The following is a 19,301-nucleotide window of genomic DNA, read 5'->3' as shown; positions in this document are numbered from 1 at the left end:
CAGCGGCGACATGGCTTGCGATTTGGCGTTCGTAGGTGATCCCCGCGGCGGTCCTCTGCATCGATGCCTCCCCTGTATGAACCTTGCCCGTGGCGGCTTGCGCGAGAGTCTAGGGCAAGCTGCAGGATTTTCACAGATTATCAGAGAGGAAGGATCAGAAAATCGTGAGGCGTGGTGAGCAGGGCGCGCGCCGCCTTCACATATCGGCAATCAATAGAAGAGGGCCGCTCCGCAATGCGGAACGGCCCCGAATGCAGCGCCGATGTCGCTGCGGGCTTCACGCCCGCTCTCGGTTCAACCGCCGTGCTGGGCGAGGTAGGCGATGAGGTTGGCGCGGTCCTCGATCTTCTTGATGCCCTTGAAGTTCATCTTCGTACCGGGCGCGAAGCCCTTCGGATCGGCAAGGAACTTGTCGAGGTTCTCCGGCGTCCAGACATCGGCGACCTTTCGAAGCGCACCCGAATAGGCATAGCCCTCTACCGAATCGACCGCCCGGCCAACCACACCGTAAAGCGTGGGGCCCGTCGCGTTCGCGCCGGGCTCAAGCTTGTGGCACGCCTTGCAGGCGCGGAACACTGCTTCGCCCTTCGCCGGATCGGCACTGGCATAGACCTCGGCGAAGTCGGGGCCGGCCTCCTCCGCGACTTCAGTCTTGCCTCCTTCTTCCTCTCCGGTATCGATCACGTAGCCCTGCACGGCATGGCCCTCCTCGTAGCCGTGCCCGCTGCCGCGATGGTACAGCCCTTCGCTGGCCCAGTTGATCAGCAGAAACACCAGGAGCGAGCCGCAGAAGCCGCCCACGATCTTGGTTCCGGTCATCGTGTCGATCATGACGCCATCCGTCCCGTGAAGTTTTGCCGCATGTATCCGCTTCCAAGAGCAAAGCGCAAGGTATATGAGCCGCCGGGAGGCAATTGACCGCAGCAACCCGCGCCCGAAGTCCATGACCAGACGTATCGCCTTTCAGGGAGAGCCCGGTGCCTACTCGCACCAGGCATGCCGGGAAACCCACCCCGAGATGGAAGCCGTTCCCTGCGGCACCTTCGAGGACGTGATCGAGGCCGTGCGCAACGGCGACGCTGATCTGGCGATGCTGCCGGTGGAAAACTCCACCTACGGGCGCGTGGCGGACATTCATCACCTTCTGCCGGAGTCCGGGCTGCACATCGTCGAGGAAGCCTTCGTGCGCGTGCACATCAACCTCCTTGCGCTGCCCGGAACCAGGCTCGAGCAGGTCAAGCGGGCGATGAGCCACACGGTGCTGCTCGGCCAGTGCCGCGATTTCCTGAACCGTCACGGCATCGAGCGTGTCACCGGCGCCGATACCGCCGGTTCGGCGCGCCATGTGGCCGAGGCGGGCGATCCGTCGCTCGGCGCGCTGGCCTCCGAGCTGGCTGCCGAGATCTACGGGCTCGAAGTGCTGGCCCGCCACATCGAGGATCACGGCCACAACACCACGCGCTTTCTGGTCATGGCCCGCGAGCCCGATCTGAGCAGGCGGGCGGAGCGGATGATGACCACCTTCGTCTTTCAGGTGCGCAACATTCCCGCCGCGCTCTACAAGGCGCTGGGAGGCTTTGCCACCAACGGCGTGAACATGACGAAGCTCGAAAGCTACATGCTCGACGGCACCTTCACCGCCACCCAGTTCTATGCCGACATCGAGGGACATCCCGAGGATCGCAACGTGCGCCTCGCGCTGGAGGAGCTGGCCTATTTCTCCTCGCATGTGAACGTTCTGGGCGTCTATCCCGCCGGTCGCGGACGCCCGGTCCTGTGAACGGCGCCCGGCCCCCGTGCCGCGAGGGCAGGGCCGTTCAGCTCAGCGGGGTCCCGGTTTCCTCCAGACGGCGGGCGAACTGCTCAAGTCGCCCGTCAATGCGCGACTTCGCAGCGCCTTTCGCCAGTTTCAGCGAATGCAACAGCAACCGCCCCTTGAAGGTATTGGGCCGCAGCTCAAGCGCGAGGCGCAGTCTCGTGCGGCGCGCGGAGAGAGCAACCAGCTCGATCTCCAGCCGTCCCTCGATGCCGGCCGCGCGGATATCGAAGGCCATCGCTTCGGGCGGTTCGTAGCGCGACAGGGTAGCCTCCAGCTCGCGCGGCCGGCCTCGGAACCGGCCGCGGATGGTCCAGCGGCTGCCGAGCCCCGGCGAACCATCCGGATCCTCGCGCCGCACCTCGGCACCGCGCCGCAGTGCCTGCCGCTCGAATCCTTCGAAATCGGTCACCGCGGCAAAGACCACCTCGATCGGGGCCTCGATGTCGCGGCGTGTGGAAATCTTCATGCCCTGCCCGCCTCCTCAACGTCCCGCATGTCGCGGCTCGCCGGCCTTTTCTGGCCGATCCGTCTTGCCGTCAATCCAGCCGGTCCGCAAGCCAGTTCCAGAGCAGGAAGTTGGCGATCGAGCCGCGCCGGGCGGGCCGGATCGCGCTGCATTCGCCGCGAAAGGCCGCTGCCAGCGCCTCGCGCCCGACCCACACCGCCCCCTCAAGCTCGGCCCGATCGATCCTGATCGCGTCACTCACGGCCTCGCCCCGGCACCCGATCATCAGCGATGAGGGAAACGGCCAGGGCTGGCTCGCAAGATACGTGACACGGCCGACGCGCACGCCTGTCTCCTCGGCCACCTCCCGGCGCACCGCCCCCTCGATCGGCTCGCCGGGCTCCACAAAACCGGCCAGCAGGGAATGCATGCCCTCCGGCCAGCCATGAGACCGGCCAAGGAGCACCCGGTTGCCGCGGGTGACCAGCATGATCACCACCGGATCGGTACGCGGGAAGTGACGCGCCCCGCACCGGGGGCAGTCCCGCTGCCATCCCGCCTGCGCCGGAACGCTCGCCCCGCCGCAACGCGCGCAGAAGCGGTGCGCGGCGTGCCACCCGGTCAGAGCGCGCGCCATCGCGGCAAGCTCCGCATCCCGCGCGGACAGCAGCGCCATGACGCCCCGCAGCTCGACGAACGCCGCACCCTCCGGCATCTGCGGATGGCGCTGCTCGGATGGATCGAAGAAGGCGCCGAGCGTGTCGGGCATCTCCTCGGGCTGCCATGCCGAGACATCGACCGCGAAACGTGGTGCGCCCGCGTCGAGGCCCAGAAAGATCGGCGCCTCTTGCGCCTCGGCCAGAACCGGATGGCCCGGCGCGAGCCAGCACAGCCGGGCCGTGTCGCCTCTTTCCACCGCCGGCTTGCCGCGCCAGAGCGCCAGAACGCCCGCCTGGCGATCGGCCAGAAGGCGTGCCTGCGCCTGAGCGTCGCCGCGCAGATGCGCCGCGCGCTCGAGCCCGGAGCCACCAAAGGTAACGCTCTCGCCAATCCGCATGCCCCTCCTCCCCGCCAGTCGTTGACGGCTGTTGCGACGGAATCCGCTCGAGGGCAAGATCAGCTTGGGCATTCCGTCCCCTGCTCGGCCATTGACGCAACGAGAATACAACTCTAGCGTGCGTCTGCCGCTGGTGGTTTCGCCGACGCGGCATGCCGCGCCTGCATGCGCGTCAGTGGACATTGTGTTGCCGGCATGCGCTTCGCCGCGCTTGAGGCCGGGGGGAGTGGAAGACCATGTTCGAATCCGTCCAACCCACCGGCGCGACGGCACGAACCCGGCTACGGCTGCGGATATTGGCAACCACCGATCTCCACCTTCAGCTCTGCGCCTATGACTACTTCACCGGGGCACGCCGGCCGAACACCGGCCTCGCGGCCGCCGCAGCACTTGCCCAGAGATTGCGGCGTGAAGCTCCGAATACGCTGTTCTTCGACTGTGGCGATTTCCTTCAGGGCACCCCGATGGCAGATTTTCTGGCCCATTGGGGCGGATGGCAGAGCGGCGCACATCCGATGATCGCGGCAATGAATGCCGCCCGGTACGACGCCGCCACACTGGGCAACCACGACTTTGACTATGGACTGGGCTTCCTGCTCAGGGCAACGCGCGCGGCCCGCCACCCGATGGTGCTGGCCAATGTCGCCACCCGCCTCGGGCCGCGCCCTGAATGCGACGAGACGCTGTTTCCGCCCTACGTTCTCCTTCGCCGGGACGTCACCGATGACGCGGGCCGGCACCATGAGCTCTGCGTGGGCGTGATCGGCTTCGCGCCGCCGCAGCTGGCGGCCTGGAACCGAAGGCGGCTTGGCGGCAGACTCCACACCCGGGACATCGTCGAGGCGGCGCGGGCGTGGGTGCCGCGGATGCGCGAGGCCGGAGCTGAGCTGGTGGTTGCCCTGAGCCACTCCGGGATCGGCGAGAGTGCGCATGTTTGCGGCATGGAGAACGCGGCCGTGCCGCTCGCGGCGGTGGAGGGGGTCGATGTCGTCGTCGCCGGCCATCAACATGATCTTTTTCCCCGAAGCCCGACCGAAGGCACACCGGCAGTTGACGGAGAGGCGGGCACGCTGCACGGCAAACCGGCGGTGATGGCGGGTGCGCAGGGAACGCATCTGGGGCTCATCGACCTGATAATGGAACGGCATGGTCGCGCCTGGCGCATTGCAGGACATCAGAGCCGCGCCCTTCCCGTGGCCCCGCTTGCGGCAGGCGCGGCGGCAAGCGAGGTCATCGCCGCAACCGAGGCGGCCCACCGGGCGACTCTGGCGCACATCCATCGGCCGGCGGGGCGGAGCGCGGCCGCGCTGACCACTCACTTCGCGCTTCTCGGCCACGCGCCGACCGTGCGGCTTCTGAACGCGGCCCAGCGCTGGCATATGCGTCCGCGGCTCGCCGCCGCGGGCCTCGACGGCCTGCCTCTCCTGTCGGCGGCGGCGTCCGCGCGGGCGGGCGGGCGCGCGGGGCCGCAACATTACACCAACATTCCTCCCGGCGAGATCAGCCTGCGACATCTGGCCGAAATCTGCCCGTTCCCCAACACGCTCGCGGTGCTGCGGATCACCGGCGCCGACCTGCGCGGCTGGCTGGAGCGCGCCGCCAGCCTGTTCTGCCAGGTGACGCCGGGGCAGACAGGACAGGCGCTCGTCAAGGACGGAGCTCCGCCCTATGACTTCGACATCATTGACGGCATCAGCTACGAGATCGATCTCTCCCGGCCCGAAAGTGAAGGCCGGGTCGTCAACCTGCGCCGGCATGGTCAACCGGTGCGCGATGATGCGGCGTTTCTCATGGTCACGAACAGCTACCGCGCCGCCGGCGGCGGGCGTTTCCCGGGCACTGGCGGCGAGGCGATCCTGGAGAGCGAAGATACGAGCCTCGAGATTCTCACCCGCTTCGTCGAGGCGCATGGCACCATAGTGCCCGCCAGCTTCCCGGTGTGGCGTTTCCGCCCGCTCGGCGGAGCGGAGGTTTTCTTCGACACCGCGCCGGGCGCTGCCGATCATCTCGAGGCACTCGAGGGGTTCGACATCACCCCCGAGGGTCCGGCGCCGGGCGGTTTCATGCGCTTTCGCCTCCGTCTCTGACCGTGGGCGCACGCTGCGCCTTGTATTGCCCTTGTCGCTCGCATAGATCGGTGCGCGAGAGGCTGGCGCGGGCAGGCGCCTCGCCAACCCGGTCAGGTCCGGAAGGAAGCAGCCGTAACGAGTCCCGCCTGGGTCGCTGTCCAGCCTCTCACCCCCTCCCCTTCCCGGCAGCTCCGGCGGTGGACCTCGCCCGCCCTCTGGCCTAGTCTCTTCTCCTGTCGCCGTTCAGAGGAATGCCGCGCGAATGTCCGACGCTCCCGCCTATCGCGTTCTCGCCCGCAAGTACCGCCCGCAAACCTTTGCCGACCTCGTCGGGCAGGAGGCGATGGTGCGCACGCTCAGGAACGCCTTCGCCGCGGACCGCATCGCGCAGGCCTTCATCCTCACCGGCATCCGTGGCACCGGCAAGACCACGACGGCGCGGATCATCGCCAAGGGGCTCAACTGCACGGGCGGCGACGGCCGGCCCACCACCGAGCCCTGTGGCACCTGCGAAAGCTGCGTGGCGATCGCCGAAGGCCGGCACGTGGATGTGCTGGAGATGGACGCCGCCTCGCACACCGGGGTGGACGACATCCGCGAGATCATCGACAGCGTGCACTACCGCGCGGCCTCGGCGCGCTACAAGATCTACATCATCGACGAGGTGCACATGCTCAGCACCTCGGCCTTCAACGCGCTTCTCAAGACGCTCGAGGAGCCGCCGGCGCATGTGAAGTTCATCTTCGCCACCACCGAGATCCGCAAGGTGCCGGTCACGGTGCTCTCGCGCTGCCAGCGCTTCGATTTGCGGCGGATCGAGCCGGAGCAGATGATGGGGCTTCTGCGCCGCATTGCCGATGCCGAGGGCGGGCAGATCACCGACGAGGCGCTGGCGCTGATCACCCGGGCCGCCGAGGGCTCGGCGCGGGATGCGACCTCGCTGCTCGATCAGGCGCTGAGCCACGGGGCGGGCGAGGTCACCGCCGATCAGGTGCGCGCCATGCTGGGGCTTGCCGACCGGGGCCGGGTGCTTGACCTCTTCGATCTCGTCATGAAGGGCGATGCGGCCGGTGCGCTTGCCGAGCTCGCCGCGCAATACGCCGCCGGGGCCGACCCGATGGCGGTGCTGCGCGATCTCGCCGAAATCACCCACTGGCTCAGCGTCATCAAGATCACGCCCGAGGCGGCCGAAGACCCCACCGTCGGCCCCGACGAGCGCGCGCGCGGGCTCGACATGGCCTCCCGCCTGCCGATGCGCGTGCTCACCCGCACCTGGCAGATGCTGCTGAAGGCGCTCGACGAGGTCGCGCAGGCGCCCAACGCCATGATGGCTGCAGAGATGGCGGTGATCCGGCTGACGCATGTGGCCGATGTGCCCCCGCCCGAGGAGCTGATCCGCCGCCTGCCCGAGGCACCGGCCGGCGCACCCCCTGCCGCCGGGGGCACGGCACCCGCGACGCCTCGCGGGCCCGGCAGTGCGGCCGGCCGCTCCTCCCCGCCCCCGCGCGGGGGCGGCTCGGGTGGCGTGACCACCGCAACGGCGCTTGCCGAGGCCCCCGAGACGGCGCTTGCGCGCTATGGGCGCTTCGAGGATGTGCTCGAGCTTATCCGCGCCCGGCGCGACGTGAAGCTTCTTGTGGATGTTGAGACAGGCGTGCGGCTTGTCCGCTACGCCCCCGGCCGCATCGAGTTCGAGCCCGCCCCCGGCGCGCCGGGCGATCTCGCCGCGCGCCTCGGCCAGCGGCTGCAGGCATGGACGGGTGTGCGCTGGGGGGTCAGCGTGGTTGCGGAGGGAGGCGCGCCCACCATCGCCGAGGCCCGCGAGGCGGAGCGGCGCGCGCTTGAGGAACAGGCCTTGGCCCATCCGCTCGTACAGGCGGTGATGGAGGCTTTTCCGGCCGCCCGCATCGCCGCGATCCGCAAGCCCGAGGAGATCATCGCCGAGGCGGCGCAGGAGGCGCTGCCCGAAGCGGAAGAAGAGGCAGAGGAGGCGGGCGAGGAGTGGGACCCCTTCGAGGACGGCTGAAGGCCGCCGTCGCTTGCCGCCTGCCCGCCCCGCCGCTATGTCGTGAGTGAACTCAGCCACGGGAGAGAGGCATGCTGAAGGGGCTCGGGGCCATGGGCGACATGGCCAAGATGATGAAGGCCGCGAAGGAAATGCAGGCCAAGATGGGCGAGCTGCAGGAGCGGCTCGAGACCATCACCGTCACCGGCGAGGCCGGCGCGGGGCTGGTGCGCGTCACCGCCACGGCGAAGGGCGAGCTCAAGGCGCTCGAGATCGACCCTTCCCTCTTCAAGCCCGAGGAAAAGGAGGTGGTCGAGGATCTGATCCTTGCCGCCGTCAAGGACGCGCTCGCCCGTGCGCAGGCCAAGGGCGCCGAAGAGATGCAGGCGCTCGTTGGCGAGCTTGGCCTGCCTGCCGACTTCAAGCTGCCCTTCTGACGCGAATGGCCGACGCGCCGCAGGAGATCGAGGCGCTCATCGACATGATGGCGCGGCTGCCGGGGCTCGGCCCCCGCTCGGCGCGGCGCGCGGTTCTGCATCTCATCGCCCGGCGCGGCCAGCTTCTGGCACCGCTCGCCCAGGCGATGCAGGCGGTCGCCGAAACCGCGCGCGAATGCCTCAACTGCGGCAACATCGCCACCGCCGACATCTGCCCGATCTGCGCCTCGGAGGCGCGCGCCAATGGCGAGCTGTGCGTGGTCGAGGATGTGGCCGATCTCTGGGCGATGGAACGCGCGGGCGTCTTCCGCGGCCGCTATCATGTGCTCGGTGGCACCCTCTCGGCGCTCGACTCCATCGGCCCGGAAGAGCTGCGCATCCCGCGCCTTCTCGACCGGATCGAAGCGGAGAACATCACCGAGGTGATCCTCGCGCTCAACGCCACCGTCGATGGCCAGACCACGGCCCACTACATCGCCGATGCGCTCGAGGGCCGGGTGCGGGTGAGCTCGCTTGCCCAGGGCGTGCCGGTGGGCGGCGAGCTCGATTATCTCGACGACGGCACCATCACCGCCGCCCTCAGGGCGCGCAAGACACTCTGAGGAAGGCAATGCGGCTTCACACCGTCACCCATGGCGCCCCCGCCCCCGGCAAGCCGCCGCTCCTGATCGCGCATGGGCTTTTCGGCTCGGCGCGCAACTGGGGTGTGATCGCCAAGCGGCTTTCGGACGACCGCCAGGTGGTCGCGGTGGACATGCGCAACCACGGCCAAAGCCCCCGGGCCGAAAGCCAGAGCTACGAGGACATGGCCGGCGATCTTGCCGACACCATCGAGGCGCTCGGGGGGCCCATGGCGGTGCTTGGCCATTCGATGGGCGGGAAGGCGGCCATGGTGCTGGCGCTCACCCGCCCCGAGCTTGTCGAGCGGCTCATCGTCGCCGACATCGCGCCCGTGGCCTACGGCCACAGCCAGCGCCACCTGATCGAAGCCATGCGCGCCGTGCCGCTCGAGCGGATGGAGCGGCGCTCGGACGCCGATGCGGCGCTGCATGACCTCGTGGATGATCCCGGCCTGCGCGCCTTCCTTCTGCAGTCGCTCGACGTGCCCGCCCGGCGCTGGCGGCTCAATCTCGACGTGCTCGACCGGGAGATGGAGCGCATCACCGGCTGGCCCGACATCGACGGGCGCTATGATGGGCCGGTGCTGTTTCTGACCGGGGCGGAGAGCGATTATGTGCGCCGCGAGCACCGCGATGCGATCAAGCGGCTCTTTCCCCGCGCCCGCTTCGCGGCAATCCCGCGGGCCGGCCACTGGCTTCACGCCGATCGCCCGCGCGAGTTCGAGGCCGCGGTGCGCGCCTTTCTCGAGGCTGACACGCAATGAATATCGGTTCTGACCGGAATCGCTCGACGACGAAACACAGGGCATGCGCCCGCCCGGGTGGGCGCGAATGCGCCCGCCAAGGGGGCGGGCGGGCGCATGCCCGGGCCGCTCCGCGCCCCGGGCGGAAAGCCTGCGATCGCTCGGGCCGTTCTCCAGCTTCCTGACGCGAATGGCGCCATTCTTCCGTAGCGCCACGCCTCAGCAGTAGCGCTCCGGCCCCACCCACTGCGCCTCCGAGTAGCGGTCGCCATGCGCCCAGCCCACCGGAAGCGCCGCCTCGATCGCGGCGAGATCAGCATCGGAAAGCTCAAGCTCCGCCCCGCGCAAGAGCTCGCGGAAATGCGCCACCGAACGCGTGCCGGGAATGGCATGCACATGCTCGCCCCTGCTCAGCACCCAGGCGATGGCCAGCGCCGCCGTGGGCTCGCCCATCTCGCGCGCCAGCGCCCTGAGCCTGTCGGTCACGGCGATGTTGGCCGCGTAGTTCGGCTCCATGAAGCGCGGGTTCTGCTTCAGAAAGCCCAGCCCCTGCGCCACCTCGAGCGGCAGTGGATGATCGGTCAAGAGCGACCGGCCCACCGGCGCGAAGGCCACAAGTGCCACGCCAAGCTCGGCACAGGTCTGCACAAGCCCAAGCTCGGGCGCGCGGGTCGAGAGCGAATACTCCGACTGCACCGCCGCCACCGGAAATACCGCATGCGCCCGCCTGAGCGACGACGGCGCGATCTCCGAAAATCCCACGGCCTTTGCCTTGCCCGAGCGCACGATCTCGCCCAGCGTCCCGGCCACCTCTTCGATGGGGATGCTCTGATCGCGGCGGTGCACGTAGAAGAGATCGACCGCCTCGACCCCAAGCCGCCCGAGACTTCCCTCAAGCTCCGAAACCAGATGCTCGGGCGAGTTGTCGAAGCGGCGCTTCGGCCCCGGCACGATCCCGGCCTTGGTGGCAATGACAAACTGCTCGCGCGCCTGCGGCACCTCGCGCAGGAAGGCGCCGATCGCCTCTTCCGAACGCCCCATGCCATAGACGTTGGAGGTGTCGATGTGGCGGATGCCCGCCTCGAAGGCCGCGCGCAGCACGGCGTGCGAGTTCTCCTCGGTGGTGGGGCCATAGAAATCCGAGAAACTCATCGCCCCCACCCCAAGGGCGGGAACCTCCGGCCCCCCCTCCCCGAGTTTCCTTGCCTTCATTGCGCCTTCCCTTGCTTGCGCATCTCCGGCGGCAGCCGCTTTTCGACCTCGGCCACGGCGCGGGCGATGGCCTCGTCGATGGTCAGATGCGTCGTGTCGATGATGATGGCATCCTCCGCCGGCCGCAGCGGCGAATCGGTGCGCGTGGTGTCGCGCCGGTCGCGCTCGCGCAGCTCGGCCAGCACATCAGCCAGCGTCACATTGATCCCGCGTTCGCGCAGCTCCTTCCAGCGGCGCTCGGCGCGCACCTCGTCGGAGGCGATGATGAAGAGCTTCACCTCGGCATCAGGGCAGATCACCGTGCCGATGTCGCGCCCGTCGAGCACCGCGCCGCCCGCGCGCCGGGCAAAGGCGCGCTGAAAATCGCGCAGCGCCGCGCGCACTTCGGGAATGGTCGCCACCTTGCTCGCCGCATCCGCCGCCTCAGGCGTGCGCAGATCGGAGCGCTCGAGATCGGCGGGGGTGAGGCTGCGGGCGGCGTCCACCGGATCGGCCCCCTCGAGCACCTTGAGCCCCACGGCGCGGTAGAGCGCCCCGGTATCGAGATGGGCAAGCCCGAAATGCTCGGCCACGGCCCGCGCCACCGTGCCCTTGCCCGCCGCCGCCGGCCCGTCGACCGCCACCGTGAATGCCATCGCGCCACTCCCGCAGATTTCCCAAGCGGTAACGCAGGCCTGCGCGGGGCTCAAGTCTATCGCGGAAGGCCCGTCGGACCTCGCCACTCGGCGCACGCGGCCGGCTACGCGCCGCCCCGCTCGAGCCTCGCGCCAAGCCCGCGCATGAGCTCCTCGAACACCGGAAAGGAGGTTGCGATGGGGCTCGCGTCATCAACCGTGACCGGCGCCCGCGCCGCCAGCCCGAGAACGAGAAAGGACATGGCAATGCGGTGATCAAGGCGGCTTTCCACCGTGGCACCGCCCGGCACGCCCCCCGGCCCCAGACCGTGGACGATGAGCGTCTCCTCATCCTCTTCGACGCGTACACCACAGGCCTCGAGCCCGCGCGCCATCGCATCGATCCGGTCGCTCTCCTTCACCCGCAGCTCGCCAACCCCGCGCATCACCGTCGTGCCCTCGGCAAAGGCCGCCACGGCGGAAAGGATGGGGTATTCGTCGATCATCGTCGGCGCGCGCTCAGGCGGCACCTCGATGCCCCTGAGCGTAGAGAAGCGCACGCGCAGATCGGCCACCGGCTCGCCGCCCTCGTCGCGGGCATTCTCGAAGGACAGGTCAGCACCCATCTCCTGCAGCGTTGTGAAAAACCCCGCGCGCGTGGGGTTGAGCCCGATGCCCGGCACCAGCACCTCCGAGTCCTCGACGATGAGCGCCGCCGCCACCGGGAACGCCGCCGAGGACGGATCGCGCGGCACGGCGATGGTCTGTGGCTTCAGCTCGGGCTGACCGGTGAGGGTGATCACCCTGCCCTCCGGGCCGTCCTCCGTGACGATCTCCGCTCCGAAACCGGCAAGCATCCGCTCGGTGTGATCGCGTGTCGCCTCGCGTTCGATCACCACCGTCTGGCCCGGCGCGTTGAGGCCGGCCAGCAGCACCGCCGACTTCACCTGCGCAGACGGCACCGGCACCGCGTAGCGCACCGGCACCGGCGCGGGCGCGCCCACCACCGTCATCGGCAACCGCCCGCCCGCGCGCCCCACCGCCCGCGCCCCGAAGAGCGCCAAGGGCTCGGTCACCCGCCCCATCGGGCGCGACCGCAGGCTTGCATCGCCCGTGAAAGTGGCGGTGATCGGCGTCGTGGCCATCGCCCCCATGATGAGCCGCACGCCGGTGCCGGAGTTGCCGCAGTCGATCACGTCCGAAGGCTCCGAGAATCCGCCCACGCCCACGCCCCGGACGGACCAAAGGCCTTCCCCCTCGCGCTCCACCTGCGCGCCGAAGGCGCGCATGGCGCGGGCGGTGTCAAGCACATCCTGCCCCTCCAGAAGCCCGGTGATGCGCGTCTCGCCCACCGCCAGCGCGCCCAGGATCAGCGCACGGTGCGAGACCGACTTGTCGCCCGGCACCTCCGCCACGCCGGAGAGCGGGCCCGACGGCCGGGCGGTCATGGGAACGGGGTCGCCGTGGCTCGACATCGCATCACCCTCCTTGCTCGATCACGCCGCTGGCTAGCGCGAGCCGCGGTCAAGGTCCATGGCCAATCGCCTGCGCTCAGAGCCGCCGGAAGGTCAGGTAATGCGGCACCCGCCCCTCGCGCAGGGCCTTCTGCTCATAGCGGGTCGACAGCCAGTCATCCCAGGGACGCCGCCAGTCCTCCGGCCCTTCCGCCAGCCATTCGAAGCCGTGACGCGGCACCTCCTCGAGCGTCTGGCGCACGTAATCGGGGATGTCGGTGGCCACGCGAAACTCGCCGCCCGGCGCCATCACCCGCGCCAGCGGCTCAAGATGCTCGGGCGTCACGAAGCGCCGCCGATGGTGCCTCTTCTTCGGCCAGGGGTCGGGATAAAGCAGAAAGGCCTTCTCGATCGAAGCATCCGGCAACACGTCGAAGAGATCGCGCACATCACCGGGGTGGATGCGGATGTTCTCCACCCCCGCCTCGCGGATCTTGCCCAGAAGCATGGCCACACCGTTGATGAAGGGCTCGCAGCCGATCAGCCCCACGCCGGGGTTGAGCCTCGCCTGATGCACCATGTGCTCCCCGCCCCCGAAGCCGATCTCGAGCCACACCGGGCGCCCGCCGAAGAGCCGGTCAAGATCAAGCGGCCGGCGCTCGGGGTTCTCCTCCCAATTCACCGGTCCCGGAGAGAGCCGCCCGAGATCCTCGGCAAGATAGCTCCTCTGGCTGTCGCGCAACGCCTTGCCGTGGCGCCGGCCGTAGAAGTTGCGCCACGGCTTGGCCGGAGCCGCTTCCTTTCGCTGGTCAGTCATGCCGTCTCAGCTCGCAAGGGCCCTTCAGCCCGTCACGCCCCGGTTTCCATCATCCTGGCCGAAATACCCCCGCCGGAGGCACGCCGCAGAGCGGCGTTCGCGCCGCAGGCGCGGGATGGCTCAGAAGCGGCTCTTCAGCTCCTCGGCCAGATCGGTGCGTTCCCACGAGAACCCGCCATCGGGCTCGGGCGCGCGCCCGAAGTGACCGTAGGCGGCGGTGCGCTGATAGATCGGCCGGTTCAGCCCCAGATGTTCGCGGATCCCCCGCGGAGTGAGATCCATGATCCCGGCGACGACCTTCTCGATCTCCTCGTCGGGCACATGGCCCGTTCCCGCCGTGTCGACATAGACCGAAAGCGGCCTGGCCACGCCGATGGCGTAGGAAAGCTGGATGGTGCAGCGCTCCGCAAGCCCCGCGGCCACCACGTTCTTGGCCAGATAGCGGGCAGCATAGGCCGCCGAACGGTCCACCTTGGTGGGATCCTTGCCGGAGAAGGCCCCGCCCCCATGCGGCGCCGCGCCGCCATAGGTGTCGACGATGATCTTGCGTCCCGTGAGCCCCGCATCCCCGTCCGGCCCGCCGATGACGAACTTGCCGGTGGGGTTGACGTGCCACTCGGTGGCCTCGGTGAGCCAGCCCTCGGGCAGCACTTCGCGGATGTAGGGCTCGACGATGGCGCGCACGTCATCGGAGGTCAGCGTCTCGTCGAGATGCTGCGTGGAAAGCACCAGCGAGGTCACCTCGACCGGCCTGCCGTCCTCGTAGCGCAGGGTCAGCTGCGACTTGGCGTCCGGCCCGAGCTTGGGCTCCCTTCCCGACTTCCGCGCCTCGGCCAGGCGCCGCAGGATCGCATGGGCGTACTGGATCGGCGCCGGCATCAGCTCCGGCGTCTCGTTGACCGCATAGCCGAACATGATGCCCTGATCGCCCGCGCCCTCGCGGTCCACGCCCTGGGCGATGTCGGCGGACTGGGCGTGCAGGTAGCTTTCCACCTTCATGTTCGCCCAGTGAAAGCCGTCCTGCTCGTAGCCGATGTCGCGCACGCAGTCCCGCGCGATCTGCTCGACACGCTCGATCACCTCGCCCGGCCCGCGCACCTCGCCGCCGATGACCACGCGGTCGGTGGTGGCGAAGGTCTCGCAGGCAACCCGCGCATTGGGATCGGCGGCAAGGAAGGCATCAAGCACCGCGTCGGAAATTCGGTCGCAGACCTTGTCGGGATGGCCTTCGGAAACCGACTCCGAGGTGAAGAGGTAGTTCTTTCGCGACATCGGGGGAGTGCTCCATTGGGTTTAAGCCACGCCACGCCAGGAAGCCGTTGTGACGCGCTGACCGATTTGCGTTACCCGCGGATCGGTCCGAGTTCAACCGGGTTTTCGCCGGCCCGTCGCGGCAAGCGCCGCAAGCCCGACGGTCAGCAGAAGGATGACCGGCGCATCACCCGCTCGCGCATAGATGGTAGGTCTTTCCGGCGGCGGCAAGGCGAGGTCGAGATATCCGGCCTCGCCCAGGGGCAGCGAGCCGATCACCTGTCCCCGCGTGTCGATCACCGCCGAGATGCCGGTGTTGGCCACGCGCACCACCGGCAGCCCGGTCTCGACCGCCCTCAGCCGCGCCTGGGCCAGATGCTGCTGAGGCCCCGCCAGGGTGCCGAACCACGCGTCATTGGTGATCTGCAGGATGAAGTCCGCCCGACCGGGTGCGGCGAGAACTTCGTGCGGAAAGATTGCCTCGTAGCAGATGAGCGGCAGCGCCTGCCCCAGATCGCCACCAATCGCGAGCAATACGGGCCCCGGCCCGGGCGTGTAACCATAGCCGGCCTGTGCGGTGAAGGCGGAAAGGCCGAGACGCGCCATGAGCCCGGGAAAGGGCAGATACTCCCCGAATGGCACGAGATGATGCTTGTCATAGACCGCAGCGAGAGAGCCGTCCGCATCAAGCAGCGCCAGCGAGTTGTAAGCCCGCCCGCCTTCGGTGCGCTGGATGCCGAAGACAACCGGCACCCCATCGGCGGCCTCTGCAATCCGCTCGAGCGCGGCGCCCGCACGTTCGAGGAGCCAGGGCACGGCCGTCTCGGGCCAGACGACGAGATCGGGTCGCCGCCCGCCTTCCGCCGGCGCCGCGGTGAAGTCGATCTGACGCTGCCAGAAACGCAGCGCGTGTTCGGGATCCCACTTCAGATGCTGCGCGGCGTTGGGCTGGACGAGGCGCACAAGCGGCCGCGCCTGCGCGCTCGCCGCCGGCAAGACGGCCTGCGCTCCGGCACCTTCGGCGCTGCGCTCAGCGGCGAGGCCGGGCACGAAGAGCAAGGCCGCGCATGCGCCCAGGCCCGGCAGCAGACTCCAGCGACGCGAGAATGCGAGCGCCGCGGCGAGGGCCGCGGTGACAACGGTCAGCGCCGTCAGGCCGAGCGGCCCGACCCATGCGGAAAGCTGCATCGCCGGCCAGCCCACCCAGACATGGCCGATGAGCGCCCAGGGAAAACCGGTGAGAACATAGCTTCGAACGGCCTCCGCGCCCGCAAGGGCCGCTGCCCAGGCAAGTGCCGGAGCGGCGCCGGAGCCGGGCCTGAGCCAGGCCGCCAGCCAGCACGCCCCGGCCCAGAACAACGCAAGCCCCCCGGCAAGGCCCACGAGGGCGAACGGGGCCATCCAGCCGTGGCGTGCGGCGTCCACAAGAAACGGCTCGACGATCCAGAACAGCGCGGCCGCGAAATGGCCGGTTCCACCCGCCCAGCCGAGCCACGCTGCCTCGCGCGGGCCCCGGGCACCAAGCTGCAGCGCGCACAGCGCGGCAAGCGCCACCAGGGTCGCCCAGGCAAGACCCAGCGGCGCCTGTCCCGCGGCGGCGAGCGCGCCTGCCAGCGCGGCAAGCGCCATCCGCCCGCGCGGCCGGGCCGGCAGCAACCGCCATGTGGCGCCAGCACGGATGTCAGCCATCGCTCCGCGCTTGCCGCGCCGAAACGGCGCTCGCCTCGCCCGCTTTCGCCAGCGCCTGCGGCAGCCGCACCCGCAGCCGCTTGACGCGTCGGGGGTCGGCATCGACGACCTCGAATTCCGGGCCGGCCGGATGGCGGATCACCTCGCCGCGCGCGGGCACCCGCCCGACAAGCAGGAAGACCAACCCGCCGACGGTGTCCACGTCTTCCTCTTCCTCGCTCACGCGGAGTGGAATTCCGATTTCCTCCTCGAATTCGTCGAGCGGCGCACGGGCCTGAACAAGGTAGCAGCCAGGCTTTTCCTGAACCCAGTAGCTGTCGCCGTTCACATCGTGCTCGTCCTCGATCTCGCCGATCACCTGTTCGATGAGATCCTCGATGGTCACAAGCCCGTCCACCCCGCCATATTCGTCGATGACGAGTGCCATGTGGATGCGGTCGTTCTGCATCTTCTGCAACAGGACGCCGATCGGCATCGACGGCGGCACGAAGATCAGCGGCCTGAGGAGCTTGCGCAGGGAAAAGCGCTTGCCTTCCTTGCCGAAGCCATGTTCGAGGGCGACATCCTTGAGGTGCACGAGGCCCACGGGGTGGTCGAGCGTTCCGCGGTAGACCGGCAGGCGCGAGTAGCCGCTCTTGCGGAAGACCTCGAGCAGCTGGTCCCGGCTGATGTCGATGGGCACGGCGACAATCTCGGCCTTGGGCACGGCCACATCCGCCACGCGCAACCTGCCGAGGTTCGCAAGGCCGTGGGCGGAGGCACCATTGGCCCGTGACGCGCGGCCGGCATCGCGCGCCGCCGCGGGCGCCGAACCGCCCCCAAGCTTCCTGAACAGTCGGGCAATAATGCCGCCGGACGACTGAGGCTCCTCGTCAGTCTGCAGGGGGAGCCCCGACTTTCCTTGATCGCGGGTGATGCGCGCGCCCTGCGCCGCGCTAGACTGACCCGCTTCTGCGTTGGCCATCAATCCTTTCCATCCTGCGCGGATCGCTGTCCGTTCCCACCCTGTTCGGCGGGCCGATCCGCTTCTTCCTGCCACCTATATGGGTTCGCGATGCCAAGGCCTGCAAGTATCGCCACCTCCTGCATCTCCATGAGCGTTGCATCGGCGTCGCGCTCATGGTCATAACCCAATAGGTGCAGCAGCCCATGCACCAGCAGGTGCGTCACATGGTCCTGCAACGAAATCCCGGCCTCGCGCGCCTCCCTCGTGCAGGTCTCGTAGGCGAGCGCGATGTCGCCGAGCTCCTCCTCGCCCGCACCGGGCAGCGGTGGCGCCTGCCCCGGCACGGCGGGGCGCCGCTCGACCGAGGGCCAGCTCAAGACGTTTGTGGGGCGGTCCTTGCCCCGGAAATCGCGATTGAGCCGGGCGATGGCGGCATCGTCCGCGGCCAGGATGCTGACCAGAAAGCGCTCCGGCGCGAGACCGAGCTGCGCAAGTCCGGCCGAGATCGCGCGCTCGGCCAACCTTTCGATCTCGACCGCTTGCCATCGCCCGTCCTCGATGATGACCTCGGCGGGGCCGCCTTCCTGCCCGGCGGCGCGGGGGGCGTCATTCGCCTCGGTCATCGGCGTCATAGGCCTCGATGATCCGCGCAACCAGGGGGTGGCGCACCACATCCCGCGCGGTGAAATAGGAAAATCCCACCCCCTCCACCGATTTCAGCAGCCGCTCGGCGTCGCCGAGGCCGCTTGCAACGCCGCGCGGCAGGTCAACCTGGCTGCGGTCACCCGTGACGACCATCCGGCTCCCCTCGCCGAGGCGGGTGAGAAACATCTTCATCTGCATGGCGGTGGCGTTCTGGGCCTCGTCGAGAACGATGAAGGCGTTGGAAAGCGTCCGCCCCCGCATGAAGGCAAGCGGCGCGATCTCGATGCGCTTCTCTTCCATCAGCCGCGCAAGCTGCTTGCCGGGCAGAAAATCGCCCAGCGCGTCATAAAGCGGCTGCATGTAGGGGTCGACCTTCTCCTTCATGTCCCCCGGCAGGAAGCCAAGGCGCTCGCCCGCCTCGACCGCCGGCCGGGAGAGAATGATCTTGTCCACCTGCCCGGCGATGAACATGGTCACGCCGACGGCGACGGCGAGATAGGTCTTTCCGGTGCCTGCGGGGCCGATGCCGAAGTTGAGCTCGTGCTTGAAGAGATTGGCGACATAGGCGCGCTGCGCCTGGGTGCGCGGCTCCACGATCTTGCGGCGTGTGCGCAGCTCGACACGGCCGCCGCTGAAGAGCTCCATCTGCTCGCCAGGGAAGCGCGCCGCCCCTTCCTCGCCCGCGCCGATGCGGATGGCGCCGTCTATGGCGCCGGAGTCGATGCCGCGCCCCGCCTCGAGCCGCGCGTAGAGGGCCGTCAGGACCTCCGCCGCGCGGGCGCGGGCCGGCGCCTCCCCGTGCAGGGTCAGAAGATTGCCACGGCGCTGGATATGGACATCGAGGGCGTGCTCGATCTGGGCAAGGTTGCGGTCAAATTCGCCGCAAAGATCGATCAGGAGGCGGTTGTCGGAGAATTCGATCAGAGTGTCGCCATTGTCCTCGGCAATGGGTGACGGGGTCAGTGCGCTGACGCTCAAGCGTGGTTCCCTCTCAAGCAGGCGGGTTCATTCGCATGGTGCCAAGGCCTTGCGGCAAGAGCAAGGCCGCTTGCCGCCCCGGCCGGAATATTGCGCACGGCCCGCACCTCGAAAAGGCAGGCGCGCCGCACCCTTGCCGGGGCACGGCGCGATGTAATCTCCACGACATGCGCGGCAAGCCCGCGGCGCGAAAACTCAGATCGGGTCGGACACGTCCGAACCCGCCTTGTAGGGGCCGATGGCAGTGTTCGGGGGCGCGACGCCCGAGCACACCGGCTTGCCGTACTTGTCGAGCCGCTGCGAGAGGTACCCTTCGGCACCATCGTCGATGATCCAGTGATCACATCCGTTCGGGTCCACCCAGATGCCGGCACGCAGCTGGCTGAGGTGCTTCGAGTCGATGCCGCGATCGACGGTCTTGTCGGTCTTGTTGTCGACACACCCGGCGAGAAGCGCCGCTGCTGCGATCAGTGCGGCTGCTCTGAACATGCTCATTCCAA

General features: G+C 68.9%; 19 protein-coding genes, 1 other RNA gene and 1 riboswitch. Of the genes, 7 read left to right on the top strand and 13 right to left on the bottom strand.

The features are described from left to right. Positions 1 to 294: 294 nt before the first annotated feature. A complete protein-coding gene (locus BLQ14_RS07220; protein ID WP_092499675.1) occupies positions 295 to 831 on the bottom strand; it encodes a c-type cytochrome in 537 nt (178 codons plus the stop codon). Positions 832 to 943: 112 nt separating this feature from the next. Here BLQ14_RS07220 and BLQ14_RS07215 point away from each other — a divergent pair, with 112 nt between their 5' ends. Then, a complete protein-coding gene (locus BLQ14_RS07215; RefSeq protein ID WP_092499673.1) occupies positions 944 to 1,780 on the top strand; it encodes a prephenate dehydratase in 837 nt (278 codons plus the stop codon). A gap of 37 nt (positions 1,781 to 1,817) precedes the next feature. On the opposite strand, the gene BLQ14_RS07210 is transcribed toward BLQ14_RS07215, so the two are convergent. Together BLQ14_RS07210 and nudC are read right to left on the bottom strand one after the other, a co-directional pair. Beyond that, positions 1,818 to 2,285, bottom strand: a complete 468-nt coding sequence (locus BLQ14_RS07210; protein ID WP_092499671.1) for an SRPBCC family protein — start codon at positions 2,283 to 2,285, stop codon at positions 1,818 to 1,820. Between the two features lie 70 nt (positions 2,286 to 2,355). Continuing rightward, the gene (gene nudC, locus BLQ14_RS07205) at positions 2,356 to 3,321 is read right to left on the bottom strand and encodes an NAD(+) diphosphatase (RefSeq protein WP_092499669.1); all 966 of its coding nucleotides are present in this window, start codon (positions 3,319 to 3,321) and stop codon (positions 2,356 to 2,358) included. A 236-nt stretch (positions 3,322 to 3,557) separates the two neighbouring features. Here nudC and BLQ14_RS07200 point away from each other — a divergent pair, with 236 nt between their 5' ends. The 6 genes from BLQ14_RS07200 to BLQ14_RS07175 all read left to right on the top strand — a co-directional run bounded on the left by BLQ14_RS07200 (position 3,558) and on the right by BLQ14_RS07175 (position 9,216). Continuing rightward, positions 3,558 to 5,408, top strand: a complete 1,851-nt coding sequence (locus BLQ14_RS07200; RefSeq protein ID WP_092499667.1) for a bifunctional 2',3'-cyclic-nucleotide 2'-phosphodiesterase/3'-nucleotidase — start codon at positions 3,558 to 3,560, stop codon at positions 5,406 to 5,408. Between the two features lie 56 nt (positions 5,409 to 5,464). Then, positions 5,465 to 5,561: signal recognition particle sRNA small type (ffs, locus tag BLQ14_RS07195), an RNA gene on the top strand. A 91-nt stretch (positions 5,562 to 5,652) separates the two neighbouring features. Beyond that, positions 5,653 to 7,416: a DNA polymerase III subunit gamma/tau gene (locus BLQ14_RS07190; protein WP_092499665.1), complete on the top strand. Its 1,764-nt coding sequence runs from the start codon at positions 5,653 to 5,655 to the stop codon at positions 7,414 to 7,416. A 71-nt stretch (positions 7,417 to 7,487) separates the two neighbouring features. Continuing rightward, positions 7,488 to 7,832: a YbaB/EbfC family nucleoid-associated protein gene (locus BLQ14_RS07185; protein ID WP_092499663.1), complete on the top strand. Its 345-nt coding sequence runs from the start codon at positions 7,488 to 7,490 to the stop codon at positions 7,830 to 7,832. A 5-nt stretch (positions 7,833 to 7,837) separates the two neighbouring features. Continuing rightward, complete coding sequence (gene recR / locus BLQ14_RS07180; protein ID WP_092499661.1) at positions 7,838 to 8,434, top strand: recombination mediator RecR; 597 nt, start codon at positions 7,838 to 7,840, stop codon at positions 8,432 to 8,434. An 8-nt stretch (positions 8,435 to 8,442) separates the two neighbouring features. Continuing rightward, positions 8,443 to 9,216 carry an alpha/beta fold hydrolase gene (locus BLQ14_RS07175; protein ID WP_092499659.1) on the top strand — a complete coding sequence of 258 codons (774 nt, stop codon included), beginning with the start codon at positions 8,443 to 8,445 and terminating at the stop codon, positions 9,214 to 9,216. A gap of 198 nt (positions 9,217 to 9,414) precedes the next feature. On the opposite strand, the gene BLQ14_RS07170 is transcribed toward BLQ14_RS07175, so the two are convergent. The 10 genes from BLQ14_RS07170 to BLQ14_RS07125 all read right to left on the bottom strand — a co-directional run bounded on the left by BLQ14_RS07170 (position 9,415) and on the right by BLQ14_RS07125 (position 19,290). Beyond that, positions 9,415 to 10,407 (bottom strand): aldo/keto reductase, encoded by a 993-nt coding sequence (locus BLQ14_RS07170; protein ID WP_092499657.1) that lies wholly within the window; start codon positions 10,405 to 10,407, stop codon positions 9,415 to 9,417. Next, positions 10,404 to 11,042, bottom strand: a complete 639-nt coding sequence (cmk, locus tag BLQ14_RS07165; RefSeq protein ID WP_092499655.1) for a (d)CMP kinase — start codon at positions 11,040 to 11,042, stop codon at positions 10,404 to 10,406. Before cmk ends, BLQ14_RS07170 begins: the two co-directional genes overlap by 4 nt. A 104-nt stretch (positions 11,043 to 11,146) precedes the next feature. Then, positions 11,147 to 12,496 carry a 3-phosphoshikimate 1-carboxyvinyltransferase gene (aroA, locus tag BLQ14_RS07160; RefSeq protein WP_092499653.1) on the bottom strand — a complete coding sequence of 450 codons (1,350 nt, stop codon included), beginning with the start codon at positions 12,494 to 12,496 and terminating at the stop codon, positions 11,147 to 11,149. Between the two features lie 76 nt (positions 12,497 to 12,572). Then, complete coding sequence (trmB, locus tag BLQ14_RS07155; RefSeq protein WP_092499651.1) at positions 12,573 to 13,292, bottom strand: tRNA (guanosine(46)-N7)-methyltransferase TrmB; 720 nt, start codon at positions 13,290 to 13,292, stop codon at positions 12,573 to 12,575. A gap of 120 nt (positions 13,293 to 13,412) precedes the next feature. After that, on the bottom strand, positions 13,413 to 14,564 hold the full coding sequence (metK, locus tag BLQ14_RS07150) for a methionine adenosyltransferase (RefSeq protein WP_092499649.1): 1,152 nt from the start codon (positions 14,562 to 14,564) through the stop codon (positions 13,413 to 13,415). 8 nt (positions 14,565 to 14,572) lie between these two features. Beyond that, positions 14,573 to 14,623, bottom strand: a riboswitch (SAM-SAH riboswitch). 34 nt (positions 14,624 to 14,657) lie between these two features. Then, positions 14,658 to 16,232: an apolipoprotein N-acyltransferase gene (lnt, locus tag BLQ14_RS07145; protein ID WP_092499647.1), complete on the bottom strand. Its 1,575-nt coding sequence runs from the start codon at positions 16,230 to 16,232 to the stop codon at positions 14,658 to 14,660. Further along, the gene (locus BLQ14_RS07140) at positions 16,225 to 17,196 is read right to left on the bottom strand and encodes a hemolysin family protein (RefSeq protein WP_092499645.1); all 972 of its coding nucleotides are present in this window, start codon (positions 17,194 to 17,196) and stop codon (positions 16,225 to 16,227) included. The genes lnt and BLQ14_RS07140 overlap by 8 nt, the downstream gene beginning before the upstream one ends. Next, the gene (gene ybeY / locus BLQ14_RS07135; protein ID WP_092500208.1) at positions 17,196 to 17,801 is read right to left on the bottom strand and encodes an rRNA maturation RNase YbeY; all 606 of its coding nucleotides are present in this window, start codon (positions 17,799 to 17,801) and stop codon (positions 17,196 to 17,198) included. The genes BLQ14_RS07140 and ybeY overlap by 1 nt, the downstream gene beginning before the upstream one ends. Next, positions 17,785 to 18,801 (bottom strand): PhoH family protein, encoded by a 1,017-nt coding sequence (locus BLQ14_RS07130; RefSeq protein ID WP_092499643.1) that lies wholly within the window; start codon positions 18,799 to 18,801, stop codon positions 17,785 to 17,787. The genes ybeY and BLQ14_RS07130 overlap by 17 nt, the downstream gene beginning before the upstream one ends. Before the next feature lie 195 nt (positions 18,802 to 18,996). Continuing rightward, positions 18,997 to 19,290, bottom strand: a complete 294-nt coding sequence (locus BLQ14_RS07125) for a hypothetical protein (protein WP_425412094.1) — start codon at positions 19,288 to 19,290, stop codon at positions 18,997 to 18,999. Between the last annotated feature and the right edge of the window lie 11 nt (positions 19,291 to 19,301).

It is taken from the genome of Meinhardsimonia xiamenensis (assembly GCF_900102905.1).
Taxonomy (GTDB): Bacteria; Pseudomonadota; Alphaproteobacteria; order Rhodobacterales; family Rhodobacteraceae; genus Meinhardsimonia; species Meinhardsimonia xiamenensis.
This window is presented reverse-complemented; position numbering and strand designations above follow the sequence as displayed.